Genomic DNA, 25,682 nt, shown 5'->3' with positions numbered 1-25,682 from the left:
ATTCTACGCAATCCGGTGTGGAAGTCAATCGCTTTTTTGCTTTCGTTAACGTTTCCGTTAGCTCAACAACACCGCGCTTTACCTCCGGAAATCAACGGCTTAACAAATCCGTTAACTTCCCACTGCTGAGGACCTGCCCCAGCGGTGGAGGCGTACTTTACGCACCATCTCGGTGCTTTGCAAGGCGTTTTCGAAGATAATTTTTGGCCGCATATTGAGCATGCCTAAAAAGAAAACCGCTCCCCCGAAGGAGAGCGGCTACGGGCAGTACTCCTACGCCCACACTTAGGCGCCAGAAACAACCGTGACTTTAGCGAAATTACGTTTACCCGCCTGAATAACGTAAGTGCGGTCGAAGGCCAGCACAGCGTCTTTGGCCACTGCCTCGCCATCTACCTTAACCCGCTGGTTGCCCAGCAAATCCTTGGCCTGAGCACTATTTTTTACCAGCCCCGCGCGATTAAGCACATAAGCGATTGGCGCACCGCCGCTGCCATCGAATGATACTTCGACTTCATCGATGTCTTCGGGGATCTCCCCTTCGCCCAGTACGTTGCCGTTAGCCTTATGAGCATTGGCCGCCGCCTCTGCGCCGTGATAGCGCGTAATAATCTCGCGCGCGAACTCCATTTTGATATCACGCGGGTTGGCGCCTTCTTCGACCTGCTTCTTCAGCGCGTCCAGTTCTTCGTTGGACTTAAGCGAGAGCAGATCGAAATATTTCCACAGCAATGCGTCCGGCATCGATACCAATTTGTTGAACATCACCCCAGGGGAATCTTCGAGGCCAACATAGTTGTTCAACGACTTGGACATCTTCTGCACGCCATCGAGGCCTTCGAGCAGCGGCATTGTGATAACAACCTGAGGCGCTTGCCCAAAATGCTTCTGTAGCTCGCGGCCCATCAGCAAATTGAACTTTTGATCGGTGCCGCCCAGTTCGACATCTGCCTTTAGCGCCACCGAATCGTAGCCCTGCACCAGCGGATACAGGAACTCGTGAATGGCGATCGACTGATTGGCGTTGTAACGCTTCTCGAAATCGTCGCGCTCAAGCATGCGCGCCACTGTGCTCTGCGACGCTAGCTTGATCATGTCGCCCGCCGACATATCGCCGAACCACTCCGAGTTAAAGCGCAGTTCTGTCTTTTCGGCGTCAAGGATCTTGAACACCTGCTCTTTATAGGTTTCCGCATTTGCCTTGACCTGTTCCGCAGTGAGCGGCGGTCGGGTAGCACTTTTACCGGTCGGGTCCCCGATCATTCCAGTGAAGTCGCCGATCAGGAAGATGACCGTGTGCCCCAGATCCTGAAACTGACGAAGCTTGGTAAGAAGCACACTATGGCCGAGGTGCAGGTCAGGAGCGGTTGGATCAAAGCCAGCCTTGATGCGCAGTTTTTTGCCGGATTGAAGTTTATCCAGCAGGGTTTGCTCGAGGAGAATTTCATCAGTTCCACGCTTGATCAACTCAAACGCTTGGGCAACATCACTCATTGCGCATCTCTCAGACCGTCTACAGATATAAGGGAAGAAGAATACTCGCGGAGGCAACGCTAGCGATGCGCCCCGACCAATAAAGACTCGAAGTGTACCACGCTCGATGCGGAGATTTCTTCGTCGGCCCTTTGGCTTCATGCACGTCAGTTGGGTAATATCCAACTTCTGACCAAGACGTGCAACGCAGCCTTTCAGGAATTCTCATGTCCGCCCAGGATACATCTGCTTCTCTCGTGCAGCAGCGATTTAACGACGTTACGGCTCGTTTGCACCGTGCAGTCGCTGATTCGAAGCGCGAGCCACACAGCGTAAAGCTACTGGCAGTCAGTAAAATGCAAACGCCGCAGCAAGTTGCTGAACTTTACGCACTGGGGCAGCGCGCCTTTGGAGAGAACTATCTTCAGCAAGCGTTGGAAAAACAGCAGGCGCTTTCGTCACTCGACATAGAGTGGCATTTCATTGGCCCCATCCAGTCGAATAAAACGCGCGATATCGCTCATCGCTTCGCTTGGGTGCACAGCGTCGATCGTGAGAAAGTGGCGAAACGGTTAAGCGACCAACGGCCCAACGATATGCCCCCACTACAGCTATGCATTCAGGTGAATGTCAGCGGGGAAGAGAGTAAATCAGGTGTCACTGCCGAGGCGCTACCAGCGCTAGCCGCCAGCATTGCAGAGCTACCGCGGGTACAACTACGTGGTTTGATGGCACTGCCAGCGCCAACATCCGATAGCGCAGCTCAGCATCAGCCTTTTAAAAAGCTGCGCGCTCTAATGGCTCAACTGAATGAGCAACTGCCCAGTATCACACTCGATACCCTATCGATGGGGATGAGCGGCGATATGGAAGCCGCCATCGACGAAGGTGCCACTATTGTGCGAGTGGGAACGGCTCTGTTTGGACCACGCCCCGCTACGGCTTGACTCGATACGACGACAGCTTGACCGGCTGTCGTCTTCATTCTTTTTATGCAGGAGGCACCATGCCAAGCCATATTACGTTTATTGGCGCAGGACACATGGCTCAGGCCATCATCCGTGGATTGATTCACAACGGTCATCCCGCCGCTGAAATTACCGCCACCGCAACAAGTGATGAAACACTCGCGCCACTGGCGCAGCAGCTGGCGATTAATACTACTACTGACAATAACGCCGCTGTAACACGTGCCGATGTGGTGATTCTTGCGGTTAAACCTCAAGGTTTGGCGGATGTGTGCGAATCAATCAAGGGCGCTGTTCAGAATAAGCAGCCGTTGATAATGTCGGTTGCAGCAGGCGTTCGCTGCGAAGCCATCGAGCGCTGGCTGGGTGATGGCATCAGCGTCATTCGCACTATGCCCAATACCCCATCACTACTAGGGCGGGGAGCAGCAGGTCTTTACGCCAACGACAAGGTCGATGACGACCAGCGCCAGATTGCCACTGAAATCATGCAGGCGGTGGGCATTATCGAGTGGGTTGAGCAAGAGGAACTGCTGAGTGCGGTGACGGCAATAGCGGGTAGCGCACCAGCCTATTTCTACTATTTGGTGGAATCCCTGGAAAACGCAGGGGTCGATCAGGGGCTACCACGTGAAAGCGCCCGCCGCCTGGCCATCCAGACCGCCTTGGGCGCTGCCGAGATGTGCGCACTGGGAGAAGATGATCCAGCGACCCTGAAACGCAAGGTCATGTCTCCCAAAGGCACCACCGAACAGGCCATTTTCGCGCTCGAGCGCGGCGGATTCGAAAATCTGGTGAAGGATGCCTGTAACGCTTGCGCAGAGCGAGCAGAAGCACTGGCCGAGCAGCTCGACACCCCCTAACGTATCGTTGATGAGATTAAGGCGCGCTAAAAAAGCGTCTTAGCACACTGATCGATTCAGTTCCGACGGCCCGACGCCTTTTGGCAGTGATTCTATCGGGCCGATACCGCATGTGACGGAGTAGTACCATGGGTGAATCCCTTTCTTCAGGCACCGGCTTGATCAACCTTGTGTTCAGCCTTTTCATTTTCGTCCTGATGGCGCGCTTCGCCATGCAGGCATCGGGTGTAGATGGCTATAACCCGATTGCGCATGGCGTTATCAAAGCCACCAATTGGCTCATCAAACCGCTGCAGAAAGTCATCCGCCCCATAGCGGGCCGCTTCGACTTGGCCACGGTTGTCGCTGCCCTTGTCGTCAAGGTAATTGCGCTGCTGTTAACGGGGGCCCTGACCTCTGGAATCGGTCCAGTGCTGATTGCGGCCGTCGCTGGCGTGATACTGATTCTGCTTCAGCTGTATTGGTACGCGTTGATTCTGATGGTGGTAATGAGTTGGATTGCTCCACAAGACAACCACCCAGCGCCGATGCTTATCCGCCAGCTAACCGAACCCGTAATGGCGCCGTTGCGCAGGATCATTCCGCCACTTGGCATGCTGGATCTTTCGCCTATCGTTGCGTTTTTATTGATTAACGTTCTGCAATACGGCGTCAGCACCATGGCTCAAAGCTTGATAACGACGGCAACTTTCTCGTGAGCACGCTACCCGCCGACTCGGTCGGCCTGGTCGAGACAAAAACAGCGCGTTTTGACACGCCGCTGCCGTTGGCGTGCGGGCGCTCGCTGGAAAGCTATGAACTGGCCTACGAAACCTACGGCACGCTCAATGCTGAACGTACCAACGCGGTGCTGATATGCCACGCGCTAACTGGCAACCATCACGCTGCGGGATGGCATGAAGGCGATAAGAAGCCAGGCTGGTGGGATGCTTATATCGGCCCTGGCAAGAGCATCGATACCAACCGGTTTTTCGTGGTGTCCCTGAATAACCTTGGCGGCTGCGACGGCAGTACCGGGCCAACCTCGATCAACCCCGCGACGGGGCGTATCTGGGGTCCTGACTTCCCGCTCATGACGGTGCACGACTGGGTAGAAAGTCAGGCGCGTCTGGCCGACTTTCTGGGCATCGAGCGCTTTGCGGCGATTGTCGGCGGTAGTTTGGGCGGGATGCAGGCGATCCAATGGTCGCTTAGCTACCCGGAACGCGTCGGCCATACGGCGGCTATCGCCACCACTCCCAAATTGACGGCACAAAATATCGCCTTCAACGAAGTGGCTCGGCAGGCGATTCGCTCCGACCCCGATTTTCGTGATGGCTGGTACAGCGAGCACCAAACCTTACCAAGACGAGGTTTACGTTTGGCGCGCATGGTGGGCCACATTACCTATCTGTCAGAGCTGGCGATGGGCAACAAGTTTGGTCGCGATGTGCGTAACGAACTGAACTTCGGCTACGGTATTGAGTTCGAAGTCGAATCCTATCTGCGCTATCAAGGCAAAAACTTCTCTGATCGCTTTGATGCCAACACCTATCTGCTCATGACCAAAGCACTGGATTACTTCGATCCCGCGGGAGAAGCCGACGGCGATTTGGCGCGCGCACTTGCACCGGCCAACAGCCGTTTTTTGGTGATCAGCTTTACCACCGACTGGCGCTTTGCTCCCTCGCGCTCGCGGGAATTGGTGGATGCACTGGTACTGGCCGGCAAACAGGTGAGTTACGCCAATATCGACTCTTCCTATGGTCATGATGCGTTCCTGCTGCCTCATCCCCGCTACCAGGCGGTGCTGGGAGGCTTCCTACGGCACGCTGGTGACACGCTTGGACTCGCTGACAGTGTTACCGCCGAGGAGGCTTCCCAATGACCGAACTGCGCCGCGATCTGGCTCTGATCTACGATTGGGTTCCGCCCAATTCGCGCATTCTTGATCTGGCGTGTGGCGAAGGCGACCTGCTCGATCATTTGGCGCGTCACAAGAATGTGACAGGCTACGGTCTGGAGATTGATCACAAAGGCATCAATGCATGCATTGCGCGAGGCGTCGACGTTATCGAGCAAAACATCGACGATGGCCTGAGCAATTTCCCCGCCGATTCCTTCGATCTGATTGTGATGACGGAAGCCCTGCAAGCGCTGGAACGTCCCGATTTTGCACTCAACGAGATGCTGCGGGTGGCCCACGAATGCATTATCACGTTCCCCAACTTCGCTTACTGGCGGCATCGCCTGCACTTGGGATTGAAAGGTCGAATGCCGGTTTCGTCATCGCTGCCCCACGCATGGTACGACACACCCAACATCCACCTGTCGACTTTCAAGGATTTTGCACGCCTGTGTGAAGATAATGGTTACACCATTGTCGATCAGGTGATTGGGCGCGGAGATTCATGGCGTGGCGTAGGACGCTGGCGCAATCTGCTCGGCGAAACCGCCATCTTTCGCGTTAAACGTTAACCACTCCACGGCTCAATGCCCTTTACCCACGTAAACCGGGAGGCATCTCACATGAATTTCCATACCCGCAAATGGATTAAGCCTGCTGATCTCAATCCCAATGGAACTCTATTTGGCGGCAGTCTACTGCGTTGGATCGACGAAGAAGCGGCCATTTACAGCATTATCCAGCTGGAAAACCCCAAGGTAGTGACCAAGTTTGTGTCGGAAATCAACTTCCTTTCAAGTGCAACGGAAGGCGACATTATCGAGCTCGGTTTAACCGCGACCCACTTTGGTAAAACCTCCATCACCCTGAAATGCCATGTGCGCAACAAGATTACTCGCAAAAGCATTCTTACCATCGACAAGATGGTCTTCGTTAATATGGGAGAAGATGGTCAGCCAGCGCCTCATGGCAAAACAAAAATCACCTATATCGAAGATCGCTTCAACGACGCTTGAAGCCAGGCTTTAATACCCTTTCGAACAACGCCTCTGTTTAGAGGCGTTTTTATTGACACACACCACGGGCATTCACCGGTTCGAGTTGAGATACAGCAGATACGCGGCCATTGCGACCGTCGCCTTACTCGATACCTCAACACGTTAGCGCACTTGGCCCTGTACTCGGTGAGTCACGCAGCGCTAAAAAAGCCGCTACTCCACCGCCACCTTGATGGCAGACGCGAGCGCAATGTCCGCCTGGTGTTCATGCACCTCAATACGGCAGCGGTAAGCCAACACTTCCACACCGCACTCGACCGCCGCCTTCAGCCCCTCGGCGTAAGCAACATCAATATGTACTGCTGGGCGCACTTCATTGATTCCAGTGTGAGCAACACAGAACAACAGCACTGCCCTTTTGCCGCTCAGCGCGAGCGACGCCAGGGTGTTGAGGTGCTTGAGCCCGCGCGTGCTAACAGCATCGGGAAAATAGCCGATACCGTCTTCTTCAAGCAGCGTGACCTGTTTGACTTCGACAAAACACGATTGATTGTCGATTTGCAGCTCGAAGTCCAAACGAGCGTCGTCTACCTTTACCTCTGGTCGAATAGTGCTGCAGCCTGCCAGTTCAGCAATAACGCCCGCCTCAAGGGCTTCGCGCACCAGCGCATTGGCGCGTGCGGTGTTAATGCTTGCTAGCGCTGAGCCTCCTGCGGCCAAGGGCAGCTCAATGAGCTCCCAGCTCCACGCCAGCTTGCGCTTGGGGTTATTGTGGTAGGACAGCCATACCGTCGCGCCGGGCTGATTGAGACCGCGCATTGAGCCAGTATTGGCACAGTGAGCAGTGACCATTTCACCAGAAGCAAATGTGATATCTGCCAAAAAGCGCTTATAGCGCTTCATCAGCGTTCCTGAATGAAGGCAACTGATTTTCAAGAGAAAGGAGCCTTAAGCCAAAGGAAGGGGCGATGCACAGTTTTCCCCGAGCAGCGTTGTTCGGGTTGCATTACGGCGCATTTTTCTATAAAAGACTGCCCCTTCGGTAGAACATTAATACCCGCGAGGGTATACAACGGCGGCCCTTGGGCCAAGACACACTGCGTAATGAGGCATCCCCATGGCAGTAGCCGAACAGCAACCGGATGCGCTGAAAGAAGCGCTCTCTAAATTCACCCCGTACCAAGCGGAACCGGGTGAAGAGTACATGAACGACAAACAGCTCCAGCACTTTCGTAGCATCTTGCTGGAGTGGAAAAGCGATCTGATGCAGGAAGTGGATCGCACCGTTCGTCATCTCCAGGAAGAAGCCAACAACTTCGCTGATCCTTCGGACCGCGCCACCCAGGAAGAGGGCTTTAGCCTCGAACTGCGCACTCGTGACCGCGAACGTAAGCTGCTGAAGAAGATCAACGAAACCATCGAGCGCATCGATGAAGATGACTACGGCTTCTGTGAAGCATGCGGCGTCGAAATCGGTATCCGCCGACTTGAGGCACGCCCCACTGCGACACTGTGCGTCGATTGTAAAACGCTTGCGGAGCTTAAGGAGAAGCAGCTCGGCAATTAACCGAGCCGCGTCAATCTTCGCTCCTCGCGGCCTCGGCATTAGCCGGGGCTCGCCCCCTTCTACCCTGCGCGTTCGCGCAAGGTGATTGAAATCAACGCACTCCCCGCGTGATACCAACCTCGATTTGGCTATACTGTCACCTACCGCTTATCGACGACCAATGTTCGAAAGCGTCCACGCGCCGCTTTACGCTTCATCTCACCATCAAGGGTAACAAGGCTCATGGGCAGCAATGCACCTCATGGAAACGATGTTTGTTTTTTCGCCAGCGCCAGCGATGCGCCATCAGTCCAAGACGGTATGTTCCGAGTAACACTGGATGACAATAGCGTACTTGATCTACCGCTCAAGCCTCTCCCCAACAAGCGAGCCGCCATCGCTCTACTGATGTCGAATCAGGTGAGTTTCAGCGTAGATGAGCAGTTGATCGGACGATTGCTGCCCAAAATTGCCTCGCTGGCACCCGATGTTATCGTCGGTGTTCCCACCTCAGGGCTTCACTATGCGCGCGTGATTGCCGAACGCTTGGGCCACCATCACTACGTGGCGCTTGGGCAATCGCGCAAGTTCTGGTTCGACGACCGCTATAGTGAGCCGGCCTCGTCGATTACCTCGCTCGGCACCAACCGTCACCTCTACCTCGACCCTAATCTGGCGCATCGAGTCGAGGGCAAGAAAGTGCTGCTTATTGACGACGTGGTGTCTACCGCTGGCACTGCCTTGGCGGCGTTGCGCCTGCTAAGGCGCTTGGGGGCCGACACCCTGGCACTCGCCGTAGCACTGACGGAAGGCGACCGCTGGGTGCAAACGCTCAATGACTTCGAGCAAGGCTGGGCAGATAAAGTGATCAGCCTGGGGCACATCCCGGCATTGAAGCGCAGCGGCAAAGGTTGGCAGCCACAATCGGACGCTATCCAAACGCAATGAGTGCCCGCCCCTGGTACTGCGGGCGCTTCGCACCAACGCCGTCTGGTCCGCTGCATTTCGGTTCACTCATGGCCGCTCTAGCAAGTTGGCTCGACGCACGCGCACATAACGGCGAGTGGCGGGTGCGCATAGAAGACACCGATATGCCTCGCTGCCCCGCGGGCACCAGCAGCGTTATTCTTCGCCAACTGGACAGCTTTGGGCTGAGCTGGGACGGTGAGGTTCTTTATCAGCACCAGCGTAACGATCACTACCAAGCAGCGCTTGATTTGCTCAGGCACACTGGATATGCCTATCCATGCGGCTGTTCGCGCAAGGAGTGGCAAAGGTTTCCCCACTATCCCGGCTGGTGTCGTGAAGGAAATCTACATCCCGACCGACCACCGGCGTGGCGGTTGCGTATCCCTCACTCGGCCCCGGATGCCCAGATAGGCTGGCACGACCGCCGCATGGGCGCGCAGCATTGGCCGCTTGCCGAATTGAGCGACGTAGTGATCAAGCGCAGGGACGGCTGGTGGGCCTATCAGCTAGCGGTTGTCGTCGACGACAACGCCCAAGGAATTACCGATGTAGTACGAGGCGCGGATTTGCTTGATAACACGCCATGGCAATTGCTGCTACAACAGCACCTTGGGTGCCCCACCCCGCGCTATCTTCATTTGCCGTTGGCTACCGCAGCGAACGGACAGAAGCTCTCGAAGCAAAACCTCGCGCCTGCACTACCCGACCAGGTCGATACCATCCGCGAGTGCCTATTCGACGCCATCGATATGCTTGGCCAATGCCCGCCCCAAGCGCTGCGTTCCGCTCCGATTACCGAGCAGCTTCAGTGGGCGGTGAGTCACTGGCAGGTCAGCAAACTACCGTCTGCTGACGTAATTCATGATGACACGGGAAATCGTGCATCTTCGCTATAGCGTGAGTTTCAGCTCACGTGAATTGTGCACCAAAAGAGACAGCCTGCACTTCTTTGGCCCAAAAAGTGCGATGGAATCAACAGCGAAGCTCGATAGCGACATGACTCTATACGCCTAAAGTTCAGTAACCAAATGATTGTTAAATAAAAATTAAAAAGTGGCACGAGTACCGCATTATATCGAGTAAGAAAAAGAACAGCAGCGATTGCCGAAACAACAACAACATCAGGCATCGGTGAGTGTCGGAAGGACAACAAAAATAATATCTCTTCCAACGCATGAAGAGCACCACCAACAAAAACAACAGGGTGCTTAGTGATGGGCGGAAAGTGAGTCAGTTTGGGTAACGGCTATCGGGCAACGGGCGACAACAAAAACAATAGCTCCGCCAACCGATGCCAATAACAACAACAATGGCGATGGCACTGTTTCCCAAGGTTTACCGCTCGACAAACATGCACAGACACTTTGCTCAGCGTGGGTATAGAGGAGGCGCAAGCCTCCTTATTTATTTAACGACACCAAAGAGCCCAAGCTGTGACTTTGCAACCCCCGACGCCTTGGTTAAACTGAGCCTATCTAGTCACGTGCCCACGGCACCCCGATTACTTCAGGCATCGATAAAGGTTTGAAAAACCAAGCAGGCTCCCAGCCCTCCCAACCGGCACCCCGAATACTTTCTCGTGCAGAGCACTCTCTTTCGAGAAGCATGCTCAGCGAGAACGCGATCAAGGTTCTCCAACGTCTTAACAGCTCTGGATACGAATCGTATCTGGTGGGCGGATGCGTGCGTGACGGGCTTCTCGGCGCACATCCCAAGGATTTCGACGTTGCCACCAATGCAACGCCTGATCAGGTGAAATCCCTGTTTCGCAATGCAGTGATTATTGGCCGCCGCTTCCGCATCGTACATGTTCGATTCGGCCGCGAGATCATCGAGGTGACCACGTTCCGCGGCACTCATGATGACGAAGACGATGATCATCGTTCGCAGCGCTCTGCCGCGGGTATGCTGCTACGCGACAACGTATGGGGCAGCATCGATCAAGACGCGCTGCGCCGCGACTTCACCATCAACGCGCTCTATTACGACGTCTCGGATCTCTCCATTCACGATTGGGCCAACGGTATCAACGATCTTGAGCAGCAGCGGGTGCGACTGATCGGCGATCCAGAGCGACGCTATCGTGAAGATCCAGTGCGCATGCTGCGTGCGATTCGTTTTGCCGCCAAGTTGGGCTTCGATATCGAGCCGCGCACCGCCGAACCGATCAACGAGTTGGCACCGTTGCTGCTGTCAATTCCTGCGGCCCGCATGTTCGACGAAGTGCTCAAGCTATTTCTAAACGGTGCCGCGCTCGCTACCTATCGGGCGCTGCGCGAACGCGGCGTGTTCGCGATGCTGTTTCCGGCCACCTTCGACGCCTTCAGCGTGTTGCCGTGGGCCGAGCGCTTCGTCGAGCAAGCGTTGATCAATACCGATGAGCGAGTGCGACAGGACAAGGCGGTCACACCGGCATTCTTGTATGGTGCGCTGCTATGGCCAGGCGTGGTCATGGACACGATTGCGGCGATGCATGAAGGTGCTCCGCACGCACAGGCGCAGCAGCAGGCATCGCAGCAGGTGATCAGCCGACAGATTCAGCACACCGCCATTCCCAAGCGATTCAGCTTCCCGATGCGCGATATCTGGGAACTACAGCTGCGCTTGCCACGCCGCAAGGGCAAACGTGCCGAACAAACGCTTACCCATCCGCGCTTCCGAGCGGCCTTCGACTTCTTGCTGCTGCGCGAACAGGCAGGCGAAATCGCGCCTGGCCTGGGAGACTGGTGGGAGCACTATCAAACGGCCGAGGTAAGCGAACGCGAAGCGATGATCAGGGAAGTGTCCCACTCGCCGCGCGACGCTGAAGAAATCCCCCCTATGCCGACACCGCCCCCACCGCGCAGGCGTCGTCCGCGTCGTCGCACGCCCAAGTCATAACCGTGCCATGACCGCTTCACTATTAGCCCATCGAGCGTTTATCGGGCTGGGCAGTAATCTGGATAATCCTGTCGCACGCGTGATCGAGGCCATAACGGCACTCGATCAGCTGCCGCTGTGTCGGGTTGTAAAGCAATCGCCGCTTTATCTCAGCACCCCAGTAGGTCCGCAGGATCAGGACGACTTCGTTAACGCGGTGGTTGAGCTTCACAGCGCCTACACGCCGCTGGCCTTGCTCGATCAACTGCAGCGTTTGGAACAACAGCAGCGCCGCGTACGGCTGCGCCATTGGGGGCCGCGTACGCTGGATCTTGATCTGCTGCTTTATGATGGGCTGACGCTGCTATCACCCCGCTTGGAAATTCCTCATCGCGAAATGCTACGGCGCGTGTTTGTCTGGGCACCGCTGTTGGACATCGCACCGCACGCAACGCTGCCCGACGGACGTGCCTTGGCAACGCTGGTTCCCCTTGATGACCGTGCACAACTAAAGGTTATCTCGTCTCACGCGACCCGCTAAGCAATTCAGGCTATTTTCCATCCTACCCAAGCGTTCTACACTCATTTTTTACGCTTTCACGAGAGACTGACTATGTCTGCCATTACGCTGTCGACCCTCAATGGACTTCGCGAATCCAATCGCCCGTTCAGCTGTTTGACGGCCTACGACGCCACTTTCGCCCGCGTTGCCAGTGATGCTGGCATCGAAGTACTGCTGGTCGGTGATTCGCTCGGCATGGTACTGCAAGGTCACTCATCCACCCTGCCGGTAACGGTTGAGCAGATTGCCTATCACACGCAATGCGTGGCGCGCGCCAATGTCGACAGCCTGATTATGGCTGACCTTCCTTTCATGGCGGATGCCAGCCTGTCTGAACTACTAAACAACGCCGCTACGCTGATACGTGCGGGAGCCCAGGTCGTGAAAATTGAGGGCAATGGTTGGATGGCAGAAGGCGTTGAAGCGCTGGCGCAGCGCGGTGTTCCGGTGTGTGCCCACATGGGGCTGACGCCGCAGCACGTGAACGCGTTTGGCGGCTACCGCGTACAGGGACGCGATCCCGATGACGCGCAGCGAATTATCGACGATGCGCTGGCGCTCGAAGAAGCCGGTGCGGCGCTGGTGCTGTTGGAGTGTGTGCCACGCGCGTTAGCGCAGGAGGTACGTGATGCGCTGGCGATACCCGTTATCGGCATCGGCGCAGGGCCAGACGTTGACGGTCAGATTCTGGTGATGCACGACGTGCTAGGCGTTACCCAAGGCCGCGTGCCACGCTTCGTAAAAAACTTCCTGTTTGGCGAAGCTTCCATTGCCGATGCGTTCGCCGCTTATCGCGAGGCGGTTATCAGCCATGAATTTCCCGCCGAAGAGCACTGTTTTTAACCCTCCGGACACTGTCCCATGCAATTGATTACCACCATTAGCGATATTCGCGACCACCTTGCCAATGCCCGTCAACGTCACCAGCGCATTGCGCTGGTGCCTACCATGGGCAACCTTCACGAAGGGCATTTGACGCTAGTGAGAGAAGCTCGTCGCCACGCGGATGTGGTTGTGGCGTCGATCTTCGTTAATCCCACCCAGTTTGGTCCCAACGAAGACTACGACCGCTATCCACGTACCCTGGAAAACGATCGCCAGCAGTTGGCTGACAACGGCTGTGACCTGCTGTTTGCGCCAACAGCAAAGGAGATCTACCCCAACGGTCTTGAGAACCTCACCCGCGTTCATGTACCGGCGGTGTCCGAGGGCTTATGCGCTGGCTCGCGCCCTACTCACTTCGACGGGGTGTCCTCGGTCGTCTCGATTCTGTTTCACATTATCTGGCCCGATGTCGCGCTATTCGGCAAGAAGGACTATCAGCAGCTTGCCGTGATTCGCAAGATGGTGAGCGATCTGCACATGCCGATCACGATTGTGGGCATTGATACGGTGCGCGATGCCCGCGGCTTAGCGCTCTCTTCACGCAACGGCTACCTTGCCAGCGGGGAGCGCCAGCAGGCGGCATTGATACGCCAACGCTTGAATGAAATTGCCGACAGCATGCGACAGTCCGGCGATGTTGAGTGTGCACTTATCGCAGGACGACAGCGACTCGAAAGCGATGGTTTTACGTTGGATTACCTGGAGTGTCGCGACGTCAACCTCGCACCAATTAGCAGCGATGCGCGCGAGCTAGTGCTGCTGGTTGCCGTATGGTTGGGTGCAACCCGCTTGATCGATAATCTGGAAGTCACGCTGACCTCCGCCGTCGCTTGACGGTGTTCACGTCGCAGCCGAAACATTCAGCCCTGGCCAACGATAGGCCTGTGGTGCCTAGCGTATAGGGCTCGCCGCGGGCGGGTCCTCCACATAAAGAATGCCCCTGCATACCGTTTATCGCACGGTATGCAGGGGCATCGCATATAGCTGGATGGCGAGATTTACGCCCACCGCAGTGGGCGTATTGGTCTAGCCGCGCAGCGCATTCCTACGCTGTTTCCACCAGTACACCAGATAGCACCAGGCGACAAACGGAATGCCAATATAGAGCGATATGCGCTGTTCCGGATCGAATCCCACCCCCACCAGTGACGCAGTGCATACCACTAATGCTGCAATGGGAATAAACGGATACCACCTGACCCGATAGCCAAGATCTTCCACGCGCCCGCCATTACGCACGTACTCACGTCGGAACATCATTTGTGCCGCCGCAATGCTCATCCACACCAGCACGGCTGCCAGCCCAGAGATCGACAGCAGCGCCAGATAGACAGTGTTGGGCGCATAGATACTGCTGGCCAACGAAGCAAACGCACCAATCATACTGACAATCACCGCATTCAGCGGGATGCCCTTGCGCGTTAGACGCGCATAGCGGCGCGCGATAAAGCCTTGATCGCCCAGTGTCCACAGCATGCGCGAGGCCGCATAGAGCCCTGAGTTAGCCGCTGAGAGCATTGCCGTAATGATCACGAAATTGACGATATCGCCTGCGTAGGGAATGCCGGCCATATCGAACACCATGACGAAGGCACTTTGATCGACGCCAGCCTGCTCACGCGGAATCAGCATCGCCAGCACCAGCACGGTACCGATAAAGAAGATCGACAATCGCACAATGGTCATGCGAATGGCTTTCTTGAGATCCTGCTGCGGATTTTTGGCTTCCCCTGCGGCTACCGCCACTAGTTCGGAGCCTGAGAAGGCAAACAGCACCAATAGCAAGGTCATGATCATCGACCAACTGCCGGTGGGAAATAACCCCTCTCGCGTGAAGTTGGAGAAGCCCGGCGCCTGGTAATGAGAGAACCCCAGCAATATGCCGGCACCAACAATCAGGAAGACGATTACGGTGGCCACCTTAATGATCGACAGCCAGAATTCGGTTTCAGCAAAGGTGCGAGCCGAAATCGAATTGATGACGAAAATGGCTGCGGCGAATACCGCGCACCACACGCCGACCGGCACGTCAGGGAACCATTTCCGCATCAGCGAGCCCGCACCGATAAACTCAGAGCCGATGGCCACTGCCCACGTGAGCCAATAAAGCCAAGCGACCGTATAGCCAGTGCCCGGCCCCAGATATCGAGCGGCATAGACGCTAAATGAGCCGGTTTCGGGAATCTGTACCGCCAGTTCCCCCAGGCACGTCATCACCAGATACATGACCAACGCGCCGATCATGTACGCGAGCAGCGCTCCCAGTGGGCCGGCCTGATTGATCGAATATCCCGAGCTGAGGAACAGCCCTGTACCAATCACGCCCCCCAGCGCCAACATCACCATGTGGCGTGTTTGCATACTCTTTTGGAGATTCTGCTGAGAATCTGTTGTTTGTTCGTTCATGCGGGTCTTAATTAAATCCAACGAGGTGTGTAGCGCACGAGCATGACGCTCACGTCATCCTGATACCAATTTCAAACGCTGCCGTTAACCGACTGCTTATCCACACCCGGTAGCTGAGCTGGAAAAGCTTACAACAATCGCCGTCGGGTTTATGCAAAAGCCCCACAGGAAAACCTGTGGGGCTTTATCTTAATGCCAGATAAGCATTCGAGTCTTAGTCGTTTTCAGCCAGTTCGGCTTCAAACGCCGCTTTCTCTTCAGGAGTGATTTCCTTGATAGAGAGTTTAACGCGGTTGCGGTTGTCGATATCGAGTACCTTGACCGTGACCATCTGGCCTTCGCTGAGGTAGTCCTTCACGTCGTTAACGCGCTCCGGCACGATCTGTGAGATATGCACAAGACCATCGGTGCCCGGCATGAAGGTAACGAAGGCACCGAAGTCGGCTAGACGTGCCACTTTACCGCGATACAGACGACCGATCTCAGGCTCGGCAACGATGCCTTCGATGGTTTCAACGGCCTTGCGCGAGCCTTCCTTGCTTTCGGCATAGATGCGCACACTGCCATCGTCCTGGATATCGATGGATGCACCGGTGTCTTCGCAAATCTGACGGATGGTAGCGCCGCCCTTACCGATTACATCGCGAATCTTGTCGGTAGCGATCTGCATGGTGACCATCGCAGGCGCGTTATCGGACACTTCGCTGCGGCCAGCACTGATCACATCATTCATTTGGGCAAGGATATGCTGACGAGCTTCGTAGGCCTGGTCGAGTGCTTGCTCCATGATGGCTTCGTTAATGCCTTCGATTTTGATGTCCATCTGCAGCGCAGTCACACCGTTGATAGAACCGGCCACCTTGAAGTCCATGTCGCCGAGGTGATCTTCGTCGCCCAGGATGTCGGTCAGTACGGCGAAGCGCTCGCCATCCTTGACCAATCCCATCGCGATACCGGCAACCGGCGCCTTGACCGGCACGCCGGCGTCCATTAACGCCAACGATGCACCGCACACGGAAGCCATCGAGCTTGAGCCGTTGGACTCGGTGATTTCAGAGACTACACGCACTGTGTAAGGCCACTCTTGCTCGTTCGGCATCATGGCCGCCACGCCACGCTTGGCAAGACGACCATGGCCGATCTCACGGCGTTTGGGCGAGCCGAAGAAGCCTGCTTCCCCTACGCTGTAAGGAGGGAAGTTATAGTGGAACAGGAAGCGATCACGATGCTCACCGTGAAGCCCTTCGATCAGTTGCGACTCTTTCAGCGTGCCCAGTGTGGTGGTAACAATGGCCTGGGTTTCGCCACGGGTAAACATGGCAGAGCCATGGGTGCGCGGTAGCACGCCAACGGCAATATCCAATGGGCGCACGGTACGGTGATCACGACCGTCGATACGCGGTTCACCGGCCAGTACACGCTCGCGCACTACGCGCTTTTCCAACGATGCAAAGGCACCGGCCACATCGCCTTCGCCATACTGGCTGTTATCGCCATGCGCGAGCAGCTGGATGGCTTCCTGCTTGAGCGCAGCAACCGCATCCTGACGCTTGAGCTTATCGGTGATGCGATAGGCTTCGCCGACCTTGGCTTCAAAGCCAACGGACAGCGCGTCCTTGAGTGAGGTGTCTACCGCTGCTGGCTGCCACTGCCAGGCAGGCTTGCTGCCTTCAGCCGCAAATTCCTTGATGGCCGAGATGGCCGTCTGCATTTCCTGATGGGCGAAAAGCACCGCACCCAGCATCTCGTCTTCAGAGAGCTCCTTGGCCTCGGACTCTACCATCAGCACCGCTTTATCGGTGCCGGCAACCACCATGTCCAGTTCGGAACCCGCCAGTTCGTCCTGCGTAGGGTTGATGAAATAGCCACGGTCTTCGGTGAAGGCCACGCGGGCCGCGCCGATCGGGCCGCTGAAGGGCACGCCGCTAATTGCCAGCGCCGCTGAGGTGCCCAGCATGGCAGCAATATCGGGATCGTTTTGCTTATCGGCTGACATGACCGTGCAGATGATCTGCACTTCATTCATGAAGCCTTTGGGGAACAGCGGGCGAATCGGGCGATCGATAAGACGCGAAGTGAGCGTTTCTTTCTCGGTGGGACGCCCTTCACGTTTGAAGAAGCCTCCGGGAATTTTGCCTACTGCGTAGGTTTTTTCCTGGTAGTGCACGGACAGCGGGAAGAAGTCCTGATCTGCCTTGACGTCCTTGCGAGCGACGACGGTACAAAGAACGGCAGTGTTATCGATAGTGATCATGACACTACCGGTAGCTTGACGGGCCACGCGGCCAGTCTCCAGCGTGACGGTTTTGCCGCCATACTGGAAAGTTTTCGAAACAGGATTCACTCTGAATTCCTTAAACAATATCTATTTTTCTATCGTGTTCGCGTTTTATGCGCTCGGCATTATCTTAGAGGAGAGGGGCATCGGTGTCACTGACGACACCCGCTTTCAACCTTTATTTTGCGTACTTGCCGCGATACCTCATGGATCACCTCAGGCGGTAGGTGTGAGGCTGAGGCGTGAATGCCTGATTACGCGGCACACTAGGGAGAACTACCGACAATTTCTTCACGACATTCGCATAAAAAAAGGCAGCCACAAGGGCTGCCTTTTTGGTGCATTGGCGCGCGATTAGCGACGCAGGCCAAGGCGTTTGATCAAGCTCTGGTAGCGCTCGAAGTTTTTACCTTTGAGGTAGTCGAGCAGCTTACGACGCTGGCTAACCATGCGGATCAGGCCACGACGGGAATGGAAATCCTGTTTGTGGTCCTTGAAGTGCTCCTGCAGGCCGTCGATGTTGGCCGACAGCAGGGCAACCTGAACTTCGGGGGAACCGGTGTCGTTTTCGCCGGTACCGAATTCCTTGACGATTTCAGCTTTACGCTCGGCAGTAAGTGCCATGATGTTTCTCCAAATCAATATGCTTTGAAAAAAGCAGAGTGTCGAAGACCACGCATATTTGCAGTCTTCCGCGAAGGCAGTACCCCGCCTGAATTGCCTTGGCAATCAGGCGACGCTACTGCGCATTAGACGACGCGGGGCCAACAGCCCTTGCGCCGTCACTGTGACGAGTCCTAACAAGCGTTCGTCGCAGTATATTCTTACCGTGCTGTCGACGGCCGGCAGCTCGCTATCTTCAGCAGCATCGATCTGCTGCCCCAGACCCAGCCTAGCGGCACGCTCAGCGTCGATATCAAGACGCGGCAAATGGTCGATCAGACAATCCACCGGCAAAAGCCACCCATCGCGGGCATCGCCTGCCGCCTCGATGGCGTCTACCGAGTGCAGCGATGATACATCGAAAGGCCCGGTTTTGGTGCGTCGCAGCGCCGTGAGGTGCGCGCCACAGCCAAGCTTCTCGCCGATGTCCATGGCCAGCGTTCGAATATAGGTGCCTTTGCTACAGGTCACCTCAATGTCGAACCAGCCCGACTCGATATCGAACTCACGAAGCGCAATATCATACAGGGTAACACGCCTCGGCGCACGCTTAATCTCTTTGCCCTCGCGGGCCAGCTCGTAGAGTGGACGGCCCTGGTACTTAAGCGCGGAAAACATCGGCGGCACTTGCTCTATTTCGCCTTTGAACGCATCGAGCGTGCTGCGCAGCAGCGACTCGCTCAGCGCTGGTAACGAGTGCTCGGCAACCACCTTGCCCTCAGCGTCACCGCTATCGGTGCTCACGCCAAGCTGAACCCTCGCGATGTAGCCTTTATCGGCTTCCAGTGCAAAGGAAGAAAACTTGGTCGCTTCGCCCAGACACACCGGCAGCAGACCGGTTGCCATCGGATCGAGCGTGCCGGTATGGCCTGCCTTGGCCGCCTGATAGAGCCAGCGAACCCGACCCAGCGCCTGATTGGAGCTAAGCCCTTTGGGCTTGTCGAGCAGCAGCACGCCGTCGATATCACGTCCGCGACGACGCCGCGCCATTACAACTGCTCCGAAGAATCGCTCTGGTGGGAATCACCCTGGTCATCTTCGCCCTGCCGCGACTGATCGCTTTTTACCGCGCGTTCAATCAGCTGTGACAGCTCGTTGCCGCGCGCGACGCTTTCGTCGTAATGAAAGCGCAATTCAGGCATGTGACGCAGCTTCATGCGGCGCGCCACTTGGGTACGTAAAAAGCCCGCTGCGTGCTTGAGGATTTTCTGGTTCTCGCGCACGCGCTCAGGATCATTCTCGCCCAATAGCGTGAAGTAGACGTCGGCATAGCCAAGGTCGCGGCTAACCTTGGCATCACTGATGGTGACCATACCAAGCCGCGGATCTTTGACTTCGCGCTGCACCAGCAACGCCAATTCTTGCTTGAGCTGCTCGGCAACTCGGTCGGTTCGACTGAATTCTCTCATTCAGACTCCTTCGCTCCATAAGACAGAAACACGCGAGCGGGCAGCACCTAAACGCGTGCTACCCGCTCGAAATGCTCGCCTCTTTAGAGGGAGCGTTCTACTTTCACCTGATCGAAGACCTCAATCTTGTCACCGACCTGGACATCGTTGTAGTTACGGACACCGATACCGCACTCCATGCCGTTACGGACTTCGTTTACGTCATCCTTATAGCGGCGCAGTGATTCGAGTTCGCCTTCGTAGATGACCACGTTGTCGCGCAGGACGCGGATTTTCTTGCTGCGATATACAGTACCCTCGACCACCATACAGCCGGCAATGGCACCGATCTTGGGAGCGCGGAATACATCGCGCACTTCGGCAACACCCACGATCTCTTCTTTCCACTCGGGTGCCAGCATGCCGCTCATCGCCTGTTTGACCTCGTCGATCAACTGGTAGATGACGCTATAGTAGCGCAGGTCGAGACCTTCGCGATCGATGATTTCGCGTGCGCTAGCATCGGCACGGACGTTGAAGCCAACGATGATGGCATCAGACGCCACTGCAAGGTTGGCATCGGTGCCGGTAATACCGCCCACCCCGGAAGAGACGACTGCTACCTTCACCTCTTCGGTGGAGAGTTCTTCCAGCGCCTGGCGGATAGCCTCGAGCGAGCCTTGAACGTCAGCCTTAAGCACGATGTTGACCTGTGCAACGTCGTCCTGTTCCATGCGCGAGAACATGTTCTCGAGCTTGGCTTTCTGCTGACGCGCCAGACGCACTTCGCGGTATTTGCCGTGACGGAAGTTGGCCACTTCACGCGCTTTCTTCTCGTCGTCGACAACGTTGAACTCTTCACCGGCATCCGGCGTACCATCAAGGCCCAGCACTTCGACCGGCATCGACGGACCCGCTGCGTCAACCTGCTGACCGAGTTCGTTGACCAGTGCACGGACACGGCCATAGCGCAGGCCCGCCAGCACGATATCGCCTTTGCGCAAGGTGCCGTTTTGTACCAGAACGGTGGCTACCGGGCCGCGACCACGGTCAAGGCGGGATTCGATGACCACGCCTTTACCGGGCGCTTCGGGCACTGCGGTCAGCTCCAGTACTTCGGAGACCAGCAGCACGGCTTCGAGCAACGAATCGATGCCCTGACCGGTTTTGGCAGACACTTCGACAAACTGGGTATCGCCACCCCAATCCTCGGAGATCACGCCATGCTGAGAAAGCTCGTTGCGCACGCGATCAATGTCGGCACCAGCTTTATCAATTTTGTTGACCGCTACAACCATCGGCACTTCCGCTGCACGGGCATGCTCGATTGCTTCGATGGTTTGCGGCATCACGCCGTCATCGGCTGACACCACCAGGATAACCACGTCAGTGGCTTGCGCCCCACGTGCACGCATCGCGGTGAACGCGGCGTGTCCGGGGGTATCCAGGAAGGTCAGTTCGCCGTTGTCCTGCTTCACATGGTAAGCACCGATATGCTGGGTAATGCCCCCAGCTTCGCCGGTGGCTACCTTGGTGCGACGAATGTAGTCGAGCAGCGAGGTTTTACCGTGGTCGACGTGACCCATTACGGTGACAACCGGCGCACGGGTGACCTGATCACCGTCGTAGGAGATGCCTTCCAGCACCTCGGTTTCGAGCGCGTTGTCCTTGATCAGCTTGGGCGTGTGGCCCATTTCCTCTACCACGATGGACGCAGTGTCCTGATCGATGGTTTGGTTAATGGTGACCGCTGCGCCCATGGTGAACATGGTTTTGATAACTTCCGCAGCCTTGACGGACATGCGGTCGGCCAGGTCGGCAACGCTGATCGATTCGGGAATGTTAACTTCGCGTACGATCGCCTGCGTTGGACGCTGGAAACCGTGCTGGTTGTGCTGATCGCCACCACCGCGACGGCTACCGCGACGCTCGGCACGCTTGGCCTTTTTACCGGGACCGCTGCGACGTTCACTACGCTCGCTGCGATCATCGTCATCGTCGCGACGGTGTCCGCCTTTACGACCCGCTTTTTTGCCGGGGTTATCGCGACCGCGGCGAGTGTCGTTGCGCGGCTCTTTCAACGGAGCGTTAGCATTAACATCTTCCGCAAGAGCCGCTTTTTCGGTGGTGCCAGCGCTTTCCTCTGCCACTACCGCTTCGACAGCCGCCTGTTCGGGCGAAGCCGGCGCCGCTGCCGCTTCTTCAGCGGCAGGTGCTTGAGCGGGCGCTTCCGGCGCAGCAGTTTCAGCGGCCTGTACCGGCGCTTCTTCTACTGTTTCTTCGGGCTCAGGCTCGGACTCAGGGCGCACGTAGGTACGCTTCTTGCGCACCTGCACCTCGATGGTTTTGTTGCGCTCGCCAGTACGAATACGGCTTTTGGTTTTACGCGTCAGCGTGATGCGATTACGACCGGGGCCGGTACCGCCATGCTGCGCCGTAAGGTGATCGAGCAGCTTGCGCTTGTCTTCCTCGGAAACCACGTCGTTTTCCGATGTATGAGAAAGACCCGCCTCACCCATTTGTTCGAGCAAACGGTCGACCGTGCGACCTACTTTGCTTGCGAAATCCTTAACTGTTGTTTCTGCCATGAGACCCTCCTGAACCCGTTTCCTTGCTTGCAGCAGTGGCAATGCCACTGGCTTTCAAGGCCTTTAACGCTTGTCCTGCGCTATTAGGCCTCGCCCTCGAACCAAGGGGCACGGGCGGTCATAATCAGTGCTGCGGCGCGTTCTTCGTCCACGCCATCAATATCCTTGAGATCTTCAACCGACTGTTCGGCCAGATCTTCCATGGTGCGAATACCACGGCCCGCAAGAGCCACTGCGGTTTCACGGTCCATGCCATCCATCGCGAGCAGGTCTTCTGCCGGACCTTCGCCGTTCGCCAGCGTTTCTTCGCTCGCGATGGCCAAATTAAGCAATTCATCCTTGGCACGCGCGCGTAGCTCTTCGACCAGATCTTCATCGAGCTCTTCGATTTCGAGCATTTCGTCGAGCGGCACGTAGGCAATCTCTTCAAGCGAGGTAAAGCCTTCATCCACGAGCAGACGGGCCAGCTCCTCATCAATCTCGAGATGATTGATGAAATGCTCAACGAAGCTGTCGACTTCCTGATCGCGTTTGCCCTGAGCTTCGTCCTCAGTCATGACATTCAGCGTCCAACCGGTCAGCTCGGATGCCAGGCGCACGTTCTGGCCTGCGCGACCTATCGCCTGCGCGAGGTTATCTTCACCTACCGCAACGTCCATGGTGTGAGTTTCTTCATCAACCATAATCGATGCGACTTCTGCAGGCGCCATCGCGTTGATAACGAGCTGCGCGGGATTGTCGTCCCACAGAATGATATCGACACGCTCGTTGCCAAGCTCGTTGGACACTGCCTGAACGCGCGAGCCGCGCATACCGACACAAGCGCCTACCGGGTCGATACGGCGATCATTGGTTTTGACCGCGATCTTGGCGCGCGAACCAGGGTCACGCGACGCGCCCTTGATTTCGATCAATTGCTCAGCAATTTCTGGCACTTCGATACGGAACAGCTCAATCAGGAACGCCGGTTTGGCACGCGACAGAATCAGCTGAGAACCACGCGCTTCTGCATCTACTTTCCACAGCAGCGCACGCACGCGTTCGTTGAGACGATAGCGTTCGCCAGGAATCATTTCGCTGCGTGGCAGGAAGCCTTCGGCATTATCACCCAAATCAATGATAAGACCATCACGTGTGGTTTTCTTGACACCTCCCGCAACGATCTCGCCTTCACGCTCACTGTACTGGCGAACGATCTCGGCACGCTCGGCTTCTCGAACCTTCTGAACGATAACCTGTTTGGCCGTTTGGGCGGCGATACGACCGAAGCTGACAGATTCAATCTGCTCTTCTACCACGTGATCGAGGCCAATGGGCGGCTCGCGTTCTTCACCAGCCGAGACCGGAATCTGGCGTGCAGAGGTGGTGTAGTCTTCGTCGGGCACCACCGTCCAGCGGCGAAACGTTTCATAGTCCCCCGATGCGCGATCGATGGTGACGCGAATGTCGACGTCCTGTCCTTCGAAGCGCTTGCGCGTTGCGCTGGCCAATGCTGACTCAACCGCTTCGAAAATGACATTACGAGGAACACCCTTTTCATTGGAAATTGCGTCAACGACCAGCAAAATCTCTTTGCTCATGTCTTTGCCTCGCCAGATAAATCGTTTAGTCCTGCAAACAACGTTGCTATTTGCACCAATTGGCTGCCGTTCGCCTGGAAATTACCGCTTAATGCGTACCGCCTTTACCGTCGTTCTTTTCAAACTGCGGAACGACGTTGGCGCGATCAATGGTTTCGATGGGGAAGCCGAACTCTTCCTGGTCGACGCGCACAATGACGTCTTCCTCTTCAATGCCCATCAGAAGTCCGCGAAACTTGCGCCGATCTTCAAAGGCCTCACGCAACCGTACCTGCACGTGATGACCCGCATACTTCTCGAATTGCGCCAGCGTGTAGAGCGGACGATCCATGCCAGGAGATGACACTTCCAGGTTGTAGTGACCGGAGATGGGGTCTTCTACATCGAGTAGCGCGCTTACCTGACGGCTAACGTGAGCACAGTCATCAACATTTACGCCTTTCTCGCTATCGATATAGATGATCAGCCGAGAGTGCTTGCCCTGCGCTTGGTAGTCGACGCCCCATAGCTCGAAGCCGAGCGAGGTTACCGTCGGTTCGATCAGCGCGTGAATAGCCTGTTCTCTGGTTGCCATAAGAGCAGATCCTCAACACTGGAGATAGGGGGCATGGAATAAAAGGCCCTGCAAAAGAAGATTACGCACGCCGGAGCCGCGCGGAGATCGCAGGCACCCTGACGTTATGCAGGAAAGGAAGCCGACTGACAGCGTGATAACCCAACGCTGCCACCGCGCAGAGACCGGCGGGTAACTGGATTCGGTGCAGGACCGCCCGCCAACAAAAAGCCCCTTCGAACAAGAAGGGGCTTTCCGAAAAAAACTTGGTAGCGGGGGCTGGATTTGAACCAACGACCTTCGGGTTATGAGCCCGACGAGCTACCAGACTGCTCCACCCCGCAACAACCATCGATCTTTAGTGCGTTAGCACAAGGCGCTCGAAATACCTTTTCTCCACAACTGGCCCTCAAACAAGGAGGTAACCTGTTGCTTTGGTGCCGAAGGCGGGACTTGAACCCGCACGCCCGTTAGAGCACTACCCCCTCAAGATAGCGTGTCTACCAATTCCACCACTTCGGCTTTGGAGCTGCGGCACTATACAAGAAGCCTTGAGTGATAACAAGCAATTTAAAAAAATACGCTTGAAAATCAATTACCTTTTTTCACAATAGCGCTGGCTTGAAGGTAACCTGCGGCGCTGCTGTCAGAGGAAATAAGGTCTTGCCCGTAAGTGCTGGCGCGCATTATCCACCCCGCGCCACGGCACGTCAAGAGAGCCAGAGGCTCTATTGTGCGTTGCTGCCCTGCTCGCCATTCGAGCTGGCCGCACCCGCCGCAGAAGGCTGCGCATCTGCATCATCTGCAGAAGACTGATCGGACGATGGGGCCGTCAGTTCGTCGCCATCGCTGCCATTGCTCTTAGCGCTGCTGTCTTGAGAAGGCGCCGCGTCTTCGTCATGGTCGTCGAGCGAGGGAGCAGTACTGCGATGCTGTTGCTCAATCATGTTGGCATTGGGAATACCGCTAGCGGCTTGCTGCCCACCAGAGTGTTTGGCCAACCAGCCAAGAGAGAGCGCGGTCACGAAGAACAGCGCCACCAGCACACCGGTCAGCTTGGCAAGAAAACTGCTGCTGCCACGTGAGCCAAACACCGTTTGCGAGGCACCGCCACCGAATGCTGCACCAGCTTCAGCACCCTTGCCTTGCTGAATCAACACCACGGCCACTAGCGCTACTGCCAGCAGTGCGTGAACCAAAAGAATCAAAAGTTGCATG

Annotated in this window: 24 protein-coding genes and 2 tRNA genes; 13 read left to right on the top strand and 13 right to left on the bottom strand. The window is 56.3% G+C overall.

The window, feature by feature from the left end; all coding sequences use genetic code 11:
• Positions 1-285 precede the first annotated feature (285 nt).
• Positions 286-1,494 carry a tyrosine--tRNA ligase gene (gene tyrS / locus R84865_RS08420; RefSeq protein WP_435633313.1) on the bottom strand — a complete coding sequence of 403 codons (1,209 nt, stop codon included), beginning with the start codon at positions 1,492-1,494 and terminating at the stop codon, positions 286-288.
• Between the two features lie 206 nt (positions 1,495-1,700).
• Between tyrS and R84865_RS08415 the strand changes: the two genes are divergently transcribed.
• The 6 genes from R84865_RS08415 to R84865_RS08390 all read left to right on the top strand — a co-directional run bounded on the left by R84865_RS08415 (position 1,701) and on the right by R84865_RS08390 (position 6,205).
• A complete protein-coding gene (locus R84865_RS08415) occupies positions 1,701-2,420 on the top strand; it encodes a YggS family pyridoxal phosphate-dependent enzyme (RefSeq protein ID WP_435633312.1) in 720 nt (239 codons plus the stop codon).
• A gap of 59 nt (positions 2,421-2,479) precedes the next feature.
• Positions 2,480-3,304, top strand: coding sequence for a pyrroline-5-carboxylate reductase (gene proC, locus R84865_RS08410; RefSeq protein ID WP_435633311.1), 825 nt, complete (start codon positions 2,480-2,482; stop codon positions 3,302-3,304).
• A 128-nt stretch (positions 3,305-3,432) separates the two neighbouring features.
• Entirely contained in the window at positions 3,433-4,002 is a 570-nt protein-coding gene (locus tag R84865_RS08405) for a YggT family protein (RefSeq protein WP_435639373.1), read from the top strand.
• Entirely contained in the window at positions 3,999-5,171 is a 1,173-nt protein-coding gene (gene metX / locus R84865_RS08400) for a homoserine O-succinyltransferase MetX (RefSeq protein ID WP_435637102.1), read from the top strand. The genes R84865_RS08405 and metX overlap by 4 nt, the downstream gene beginning before the upstream one ends.
• A gap of 5 nt (positions 5,172-5,176) precedes the next feature.
• The gene (metW, locus tag R84865_RS08395) at positions 5,177-5,761 is read left to right on the top strand and encodes a methionine biosynthesis protein MetW (protein WP_435633314.1); all 585 of its coding nucleotides are present in this window, start codon (positions 5,177-5,179) and stop codon (positions 5,759-5,761) included.
• Positions 5,762-5,812: 51 nt separating this feature from the next.
• Entirely contained in the window at positions 5,813-6,205 is a 393-nt protein-coding gene (locus tag R84865_RS08390) for an acyl-CoA thioesterase (RefSeq protein ID WP_435633308.1), read from the top strand.
• Between the two features lie 195 nt (positions 6,206-6,400).
• Here the strand turns inward: R84865_RS08390 and sfsA are convergent, their stop codons facing one another.
• On the bottom strand, positions 6,401-7,123 hold the full coding sequence (gene sfsA, locus R84865_RS08385) for a DNA/RNA nuclease SfsA (RefSeq protein ID WP_435639372.1): 723 nt from the start codon (positions 7,121-7,123) through the stop codon (positions 6,401-6,403).
• A gap of 181 nt (positions 7,124-7,304) precedes the next feature.
• Here sfsA and dksA point away from each other — a divergent pair, with 181 nt between their 5' ends.
• The 7 genes from dksA (at position 7,305) to panC (ending at position 13,842) form a co-directional block, all read left to right on the top strand.
• Positions 7,305-7,754, top strand: a complete 450-nt coding sequence (gene dksA, locus R84865_RS08380) for an RNA polymerase-binding protein DksA (RefSeq protein WP_435633306.1) — start codon at positions 7,305-7,307, stop codon at positions 7,752-7,754.
• Between the two features lie 300 nt (positions 7,755-8,054).
• Positions 8,055-8,681: a phosphoribosyltransferase gene (locus tag R84865_RS08375; RefSeq protein ID WP_435633305.1), complete on the top strand. Its 627-nt coding sequence runs from the start codon at positions 8,055-8,057 to the stop codon at positions 8,679-8,681.
• Positions 8,678-9,598: a tRNA glutamyl-Q(34) synthetase GluQRS gene (gene gluQRS / locus R84865_RS08370; RefSeq protein ID WP_435633304.1), complete on the top strand. Its 921-nt coding sequence runs from the start codon at positions 8,678-8,680 to the stop codon at positions 9,596-9,598. The genes R84865_RS08375 and gluQRS overlap by 4 nt, the downstream gene beginning before the upstream one ends.
• Before the next feature lie 628 nt (positions 9,599-10,226).
• Complete coding sequence (gene pcnB / locus R84865_RS08365; RefSeq protein WP_435633303.1) at positions 10,227-11,582, top strand: polynucleotide adenylyltransferase PcnB; 1,356 nt, start codon at positions 10,227-10,229, stop codon at positions 11,580-11,582.
• 7 nt (positions 11,583-11,589) lie between these two features.
• Complete coding sequence (gene folK, locus R84865_RS08360) at positions 11,590-12,102, top strand: 2-amino-4-hydroxy-6-hydroxymethyldihydropteridine diphosphokinase (RefSeq protein WP_435639371.1); 513 nt, start codon at positions 11,590-11,592, stop codon at positions 12,100-12,102.
• A 72-nt stretch (positions 12,103-12,174) separates the two neighbouring features.
• Entirely contained in the window at positions 12,175-12,966 is a 792-nt protein-coding gene (gene panB, locus R84865_RS08355; RefSeq protein WP_435637107.1) for a 3-methyl-2-oxobutanoate hydroxymethyltransferase, read from the top strand.
• A gap of 18 nt (positions 12,967-12,984) precedes the next feature.
• Positions 12,985-13,842 carry a pantoate--beta-alanine ligase gene (gene panC / locus R84865_RS08350; protein ID WP_435639370.1) on the top strand — a complete coding sequence of 286 codons (858 nt, stop codon included), beginning with the start codon at positions 12,985-12,987 and terminating at the stop codon, positions 13,840-13,842.
• Positions 13,843-14,034: 192 nt separating this feature from the next.
• On the opposite strand, the gene R84865_RS08345 is transcribed toward panC, so the two are convergent.
• The 11 genes from R84865_RS08345 to secG form a co-directional block, all read right to left on the bottom strand.
• Positions 14,035-15,369 carry an amino acid permease gene (locus R84865_RS08345; protein WP_435639369.1) on the bottom strand — a complete coding sequence of 445 codons (1,335 nt, stop codon included), beginning with the start codon at positions 15,367-15,369 and terminating at the stop codon, positions 14,035-14,037.
• A 259-nt stretch (positions 15,370-15,628) separates the two neighbouring features.
• Positions 15,629-17,758 carry a polyribonucleotide nucleotidyltransferase gene (gene pnp, locus R84865_RS08340; RefSeq protein WP_435633298.1) on the bottom strand — a complete coding sequence of 710 codons (2,130 nt, stop codon included), beginning with the start codon at positions 17,756-17,758 and terminating at the stop codon, positions 15,629-15,631.
• Between the two features lie 288 nt (positions 17,759-18,046).
• The gene (gene rpsO / locus R84865_RS08335; protein WP_435633297.1) at positions 18,047-18,316 is read right to left on the bottom strand and encodes a 30S ribosomal protein S15; all 270 of its coding nucleotides are present in this window, start codon (positions 18,314-18,316) and stop codon (positions 18,047-18,049) included.
• Between the two features lie 105 nt (positions 18,317-18,421).
• On the bottom strand, positions 18,422-19,345 hold the full coding sequence (gene truB, locus R84865_RS08330) for a tRNA pseudouridine(55) synthase TruB (protein ID WP_435639368.1): 924 nt from the start codon (positions 19,343-19,345) through the stop codon (positions 18,422-18,424).
• On the bottom strand, positions 19,345-19,764 hold the full coding sequence (gene rbfA, locus R84865_RS08325; RefSeq protein WP_435639367.1) for a 30S ribosome-binding factor RbfA: 420 nt from the start codon (positions 19,762-19,764) through the stop codon (positions 19,345-19,347). The genes truB and rbfA overlap by 1 nt, the downstream gene beginning before the upstream one ends.
• 83 nt (positions 19,765-19,847) lie before the next feature.
• Positions 19,848-22,331: a translation initiation factor IF-2 gene (gene infB / locus R84865_RS08320; protein WP_435637111.1), complete on the bottom strand. Its 2,484-nt coding sequence runs from the start codon at positions 22,329-22,331 to the stop codon at positions 19,848-19,850.
• Positions 22,332-22,414: 83 nt separating this feature from the next.
• Positions 22,415-23,911, bottom strand: a complete 1,497-nt coding sequence (nusA, locus tag R84865_RS08315) for a transcription termination factor NusA (protein ID WP_435637112.1) — start codon at positions 23,909-23,911, stop codon at positions 22,415-22,417.
• 88 nt (positions 23,912-23,999) lie between these two features.
• Positions 24,000-24,485 (bottom strand): ribosome maturation factor RimP, encoded by a 486-nt coding sequence (gene rimP / locus R84865_RS08310; RefSeq protein ID WP_435633292.1) that lies wholly within the window; start codon positions 24,483-24,485, stop codon positions 24,000-24,002.
• A 246-nt stretch (positions 24,486-24,731) separates the two neighbouring features.
• Positions 24,732-24,808: transfer RNA gene (locus R84865_RS08305), tRNA-Met, on the bottom strand.
• A 91-nt stretch (positions 24,809-24,899) separates the two neighbouring features.
• Positions 24,900-24,986, bottom strand: a tRNA-Leu gene (locus tag R84865_RS08300).
• A 206-nt stretch (positions 24,987-25,192) separates the two neighbouring features.
• Positions 25,193-25,681 carry a preprotein translocase subunit SecG gene (gene secG / locus R84865_RS08295; RefSeq protein WP_435633291.1) on the bottom strand — a complete coding sequence of 163 codons (489 nt, stop codon included), beginning with the start codon at positions 25,679-25,681 and terminating at the stop codon, positions 25,193-25,195.
• Position 25,682 lies beyond the last annotated feature (1 nt).

Origin of the sequence: Carnimonas bestiolae (genome assembly GCF_051251145.1) — a bacterium.
GTDB classification, from domain to species: domain Bacteria; phylum Pseudomonadota; class Gammaproteobacteria; order Pseudomonadales; family Halomonadaceae; genus Carnimonas; species Carnimonas bestiolae.
The sequence above is the reverse complement of the archived record's forward strand: the minus strand, read 5'-3'. Positions and strand labels throughout refer to the sequence as shown.

Coding starts and splice junctions, on each gene's coding strand:
- rbfA (WP_435639367.1), bottom strand. CDS start 19,764: ATGAGAGAATTCAGTCGAACCGACCGAGTTGCCGAGCAGCTCAAGCAA.
- panC (WP_435639370.1), top strand. CDS start 12,985: ATGCAATTGATTACCACCATTAGCGATATTCGCGACCACCTTGCCAAT.
- proC (WP_435633311.1), top strand. CDS start 2,480: ATGCCAAGCCATATTACGTTTATTGGCGCAGGACACATGGCTCAGGCC.
- R84865_RS08375 (WP_435633305.1), top strand. CDS start 8,055: ATGTTCCGAGTAACACTGGATGACAATAGCGTACTTGATCTACCGCTC.
- infB (WP_435637111.1), bottom strand. CDS start 22,331: ATGGCAGAAACAACAGTTAAGGATTTCGCAAGCAAAGTAGGTCGCACG.
- gluQRS (WP_435633304.1), top strand. CDS start 8,678: ATGAGTGCCCGCCCCTGGTACTGCGGGCGCTTCGCACCAACGCCGTCT.
- folK (WP_435639371.1), top strand. CDS start 11,590: ATGACCGCTTCACTATTAGCCCATCGAGCGTTTATCGGGCTGGGCAGT.
- rpsO (WP_435633297.1), bottom strand. CDS start 18,316: ATGGCACTTACTGCCGAGCGTAAAGCTGAAATCGTCAAGGAATTCGGT.
- secG (WP_435633291.1), bottom strand. CDS start 25,681: ATGCAACTTTTGATTCTTTTGGTTCACGCACTGCTGGCAGTAGCGCTA.
- R84865_RS08415 (WP_435633312.1), top strand. CDS start 1,701: ATGTCCGCCCAGGATACATCTGCTTCTCTCGTGCAGCAGCGATTTAAC.
- R84865_RS08390 (WP_435633308.1), top strand. CDS start 5,813: ATGAATTTCCATACCCGCAAATGGATTAAGCCTGCTGATCTCAATCCC.
- R84865_RS08345 (WP_435639369.1), bottom strand. CDS start 15,369: ATGCAAACACGCCACATGGTGATGTTGGCGCTGGGGGGCGTGATTGGT.
- panB (WP_435637107.1), top strand. CDS start 12,175: ATGTCTGCCATTACGCTGTCGACCCTCAATGGACTTCGCGAATCCAAT.
- nusA (WP_435637112.1), bottom strand. CDS start 23,911: ATGAGCAAAGAGATTTTGCTGGTCGTTGACGCAATTTCCAATGAAAAG.
- tyrS (WP_435633313.1), bottom strand. CDS start 1,494: ATGAGTGATGTTGCCCAAGCGTTTGAGTTGATCAAGCGTGGAACTGAT.
- truB (WP_435639368.1), bottom strand. CDS start 19,345: ATGGCGCGGCGTCGTCGCGGACGTGATATCGACGGCGTGCTGCTGCTC.
- rimP (WP_435633292.1), bottom strand. CDS start 24,485: ATGGCAACCAGAGAACAGGCTATTCACGCGCTGATCGAACCGACGGTA.
- R84865_RS08405 (WP_435639373.1), top strand. CDS start 3,433: ATGGGTGAATCCCTTTCTTCAGGCACCGGCTTGATCAACCTTGTGTTC.
- dksA (WP_435633306.1), top strand. CDS start 7,305: ATGGCAGTAGCCGAACAGCAACCGGATGCGCTGAAAGAAGCGCTCTCT.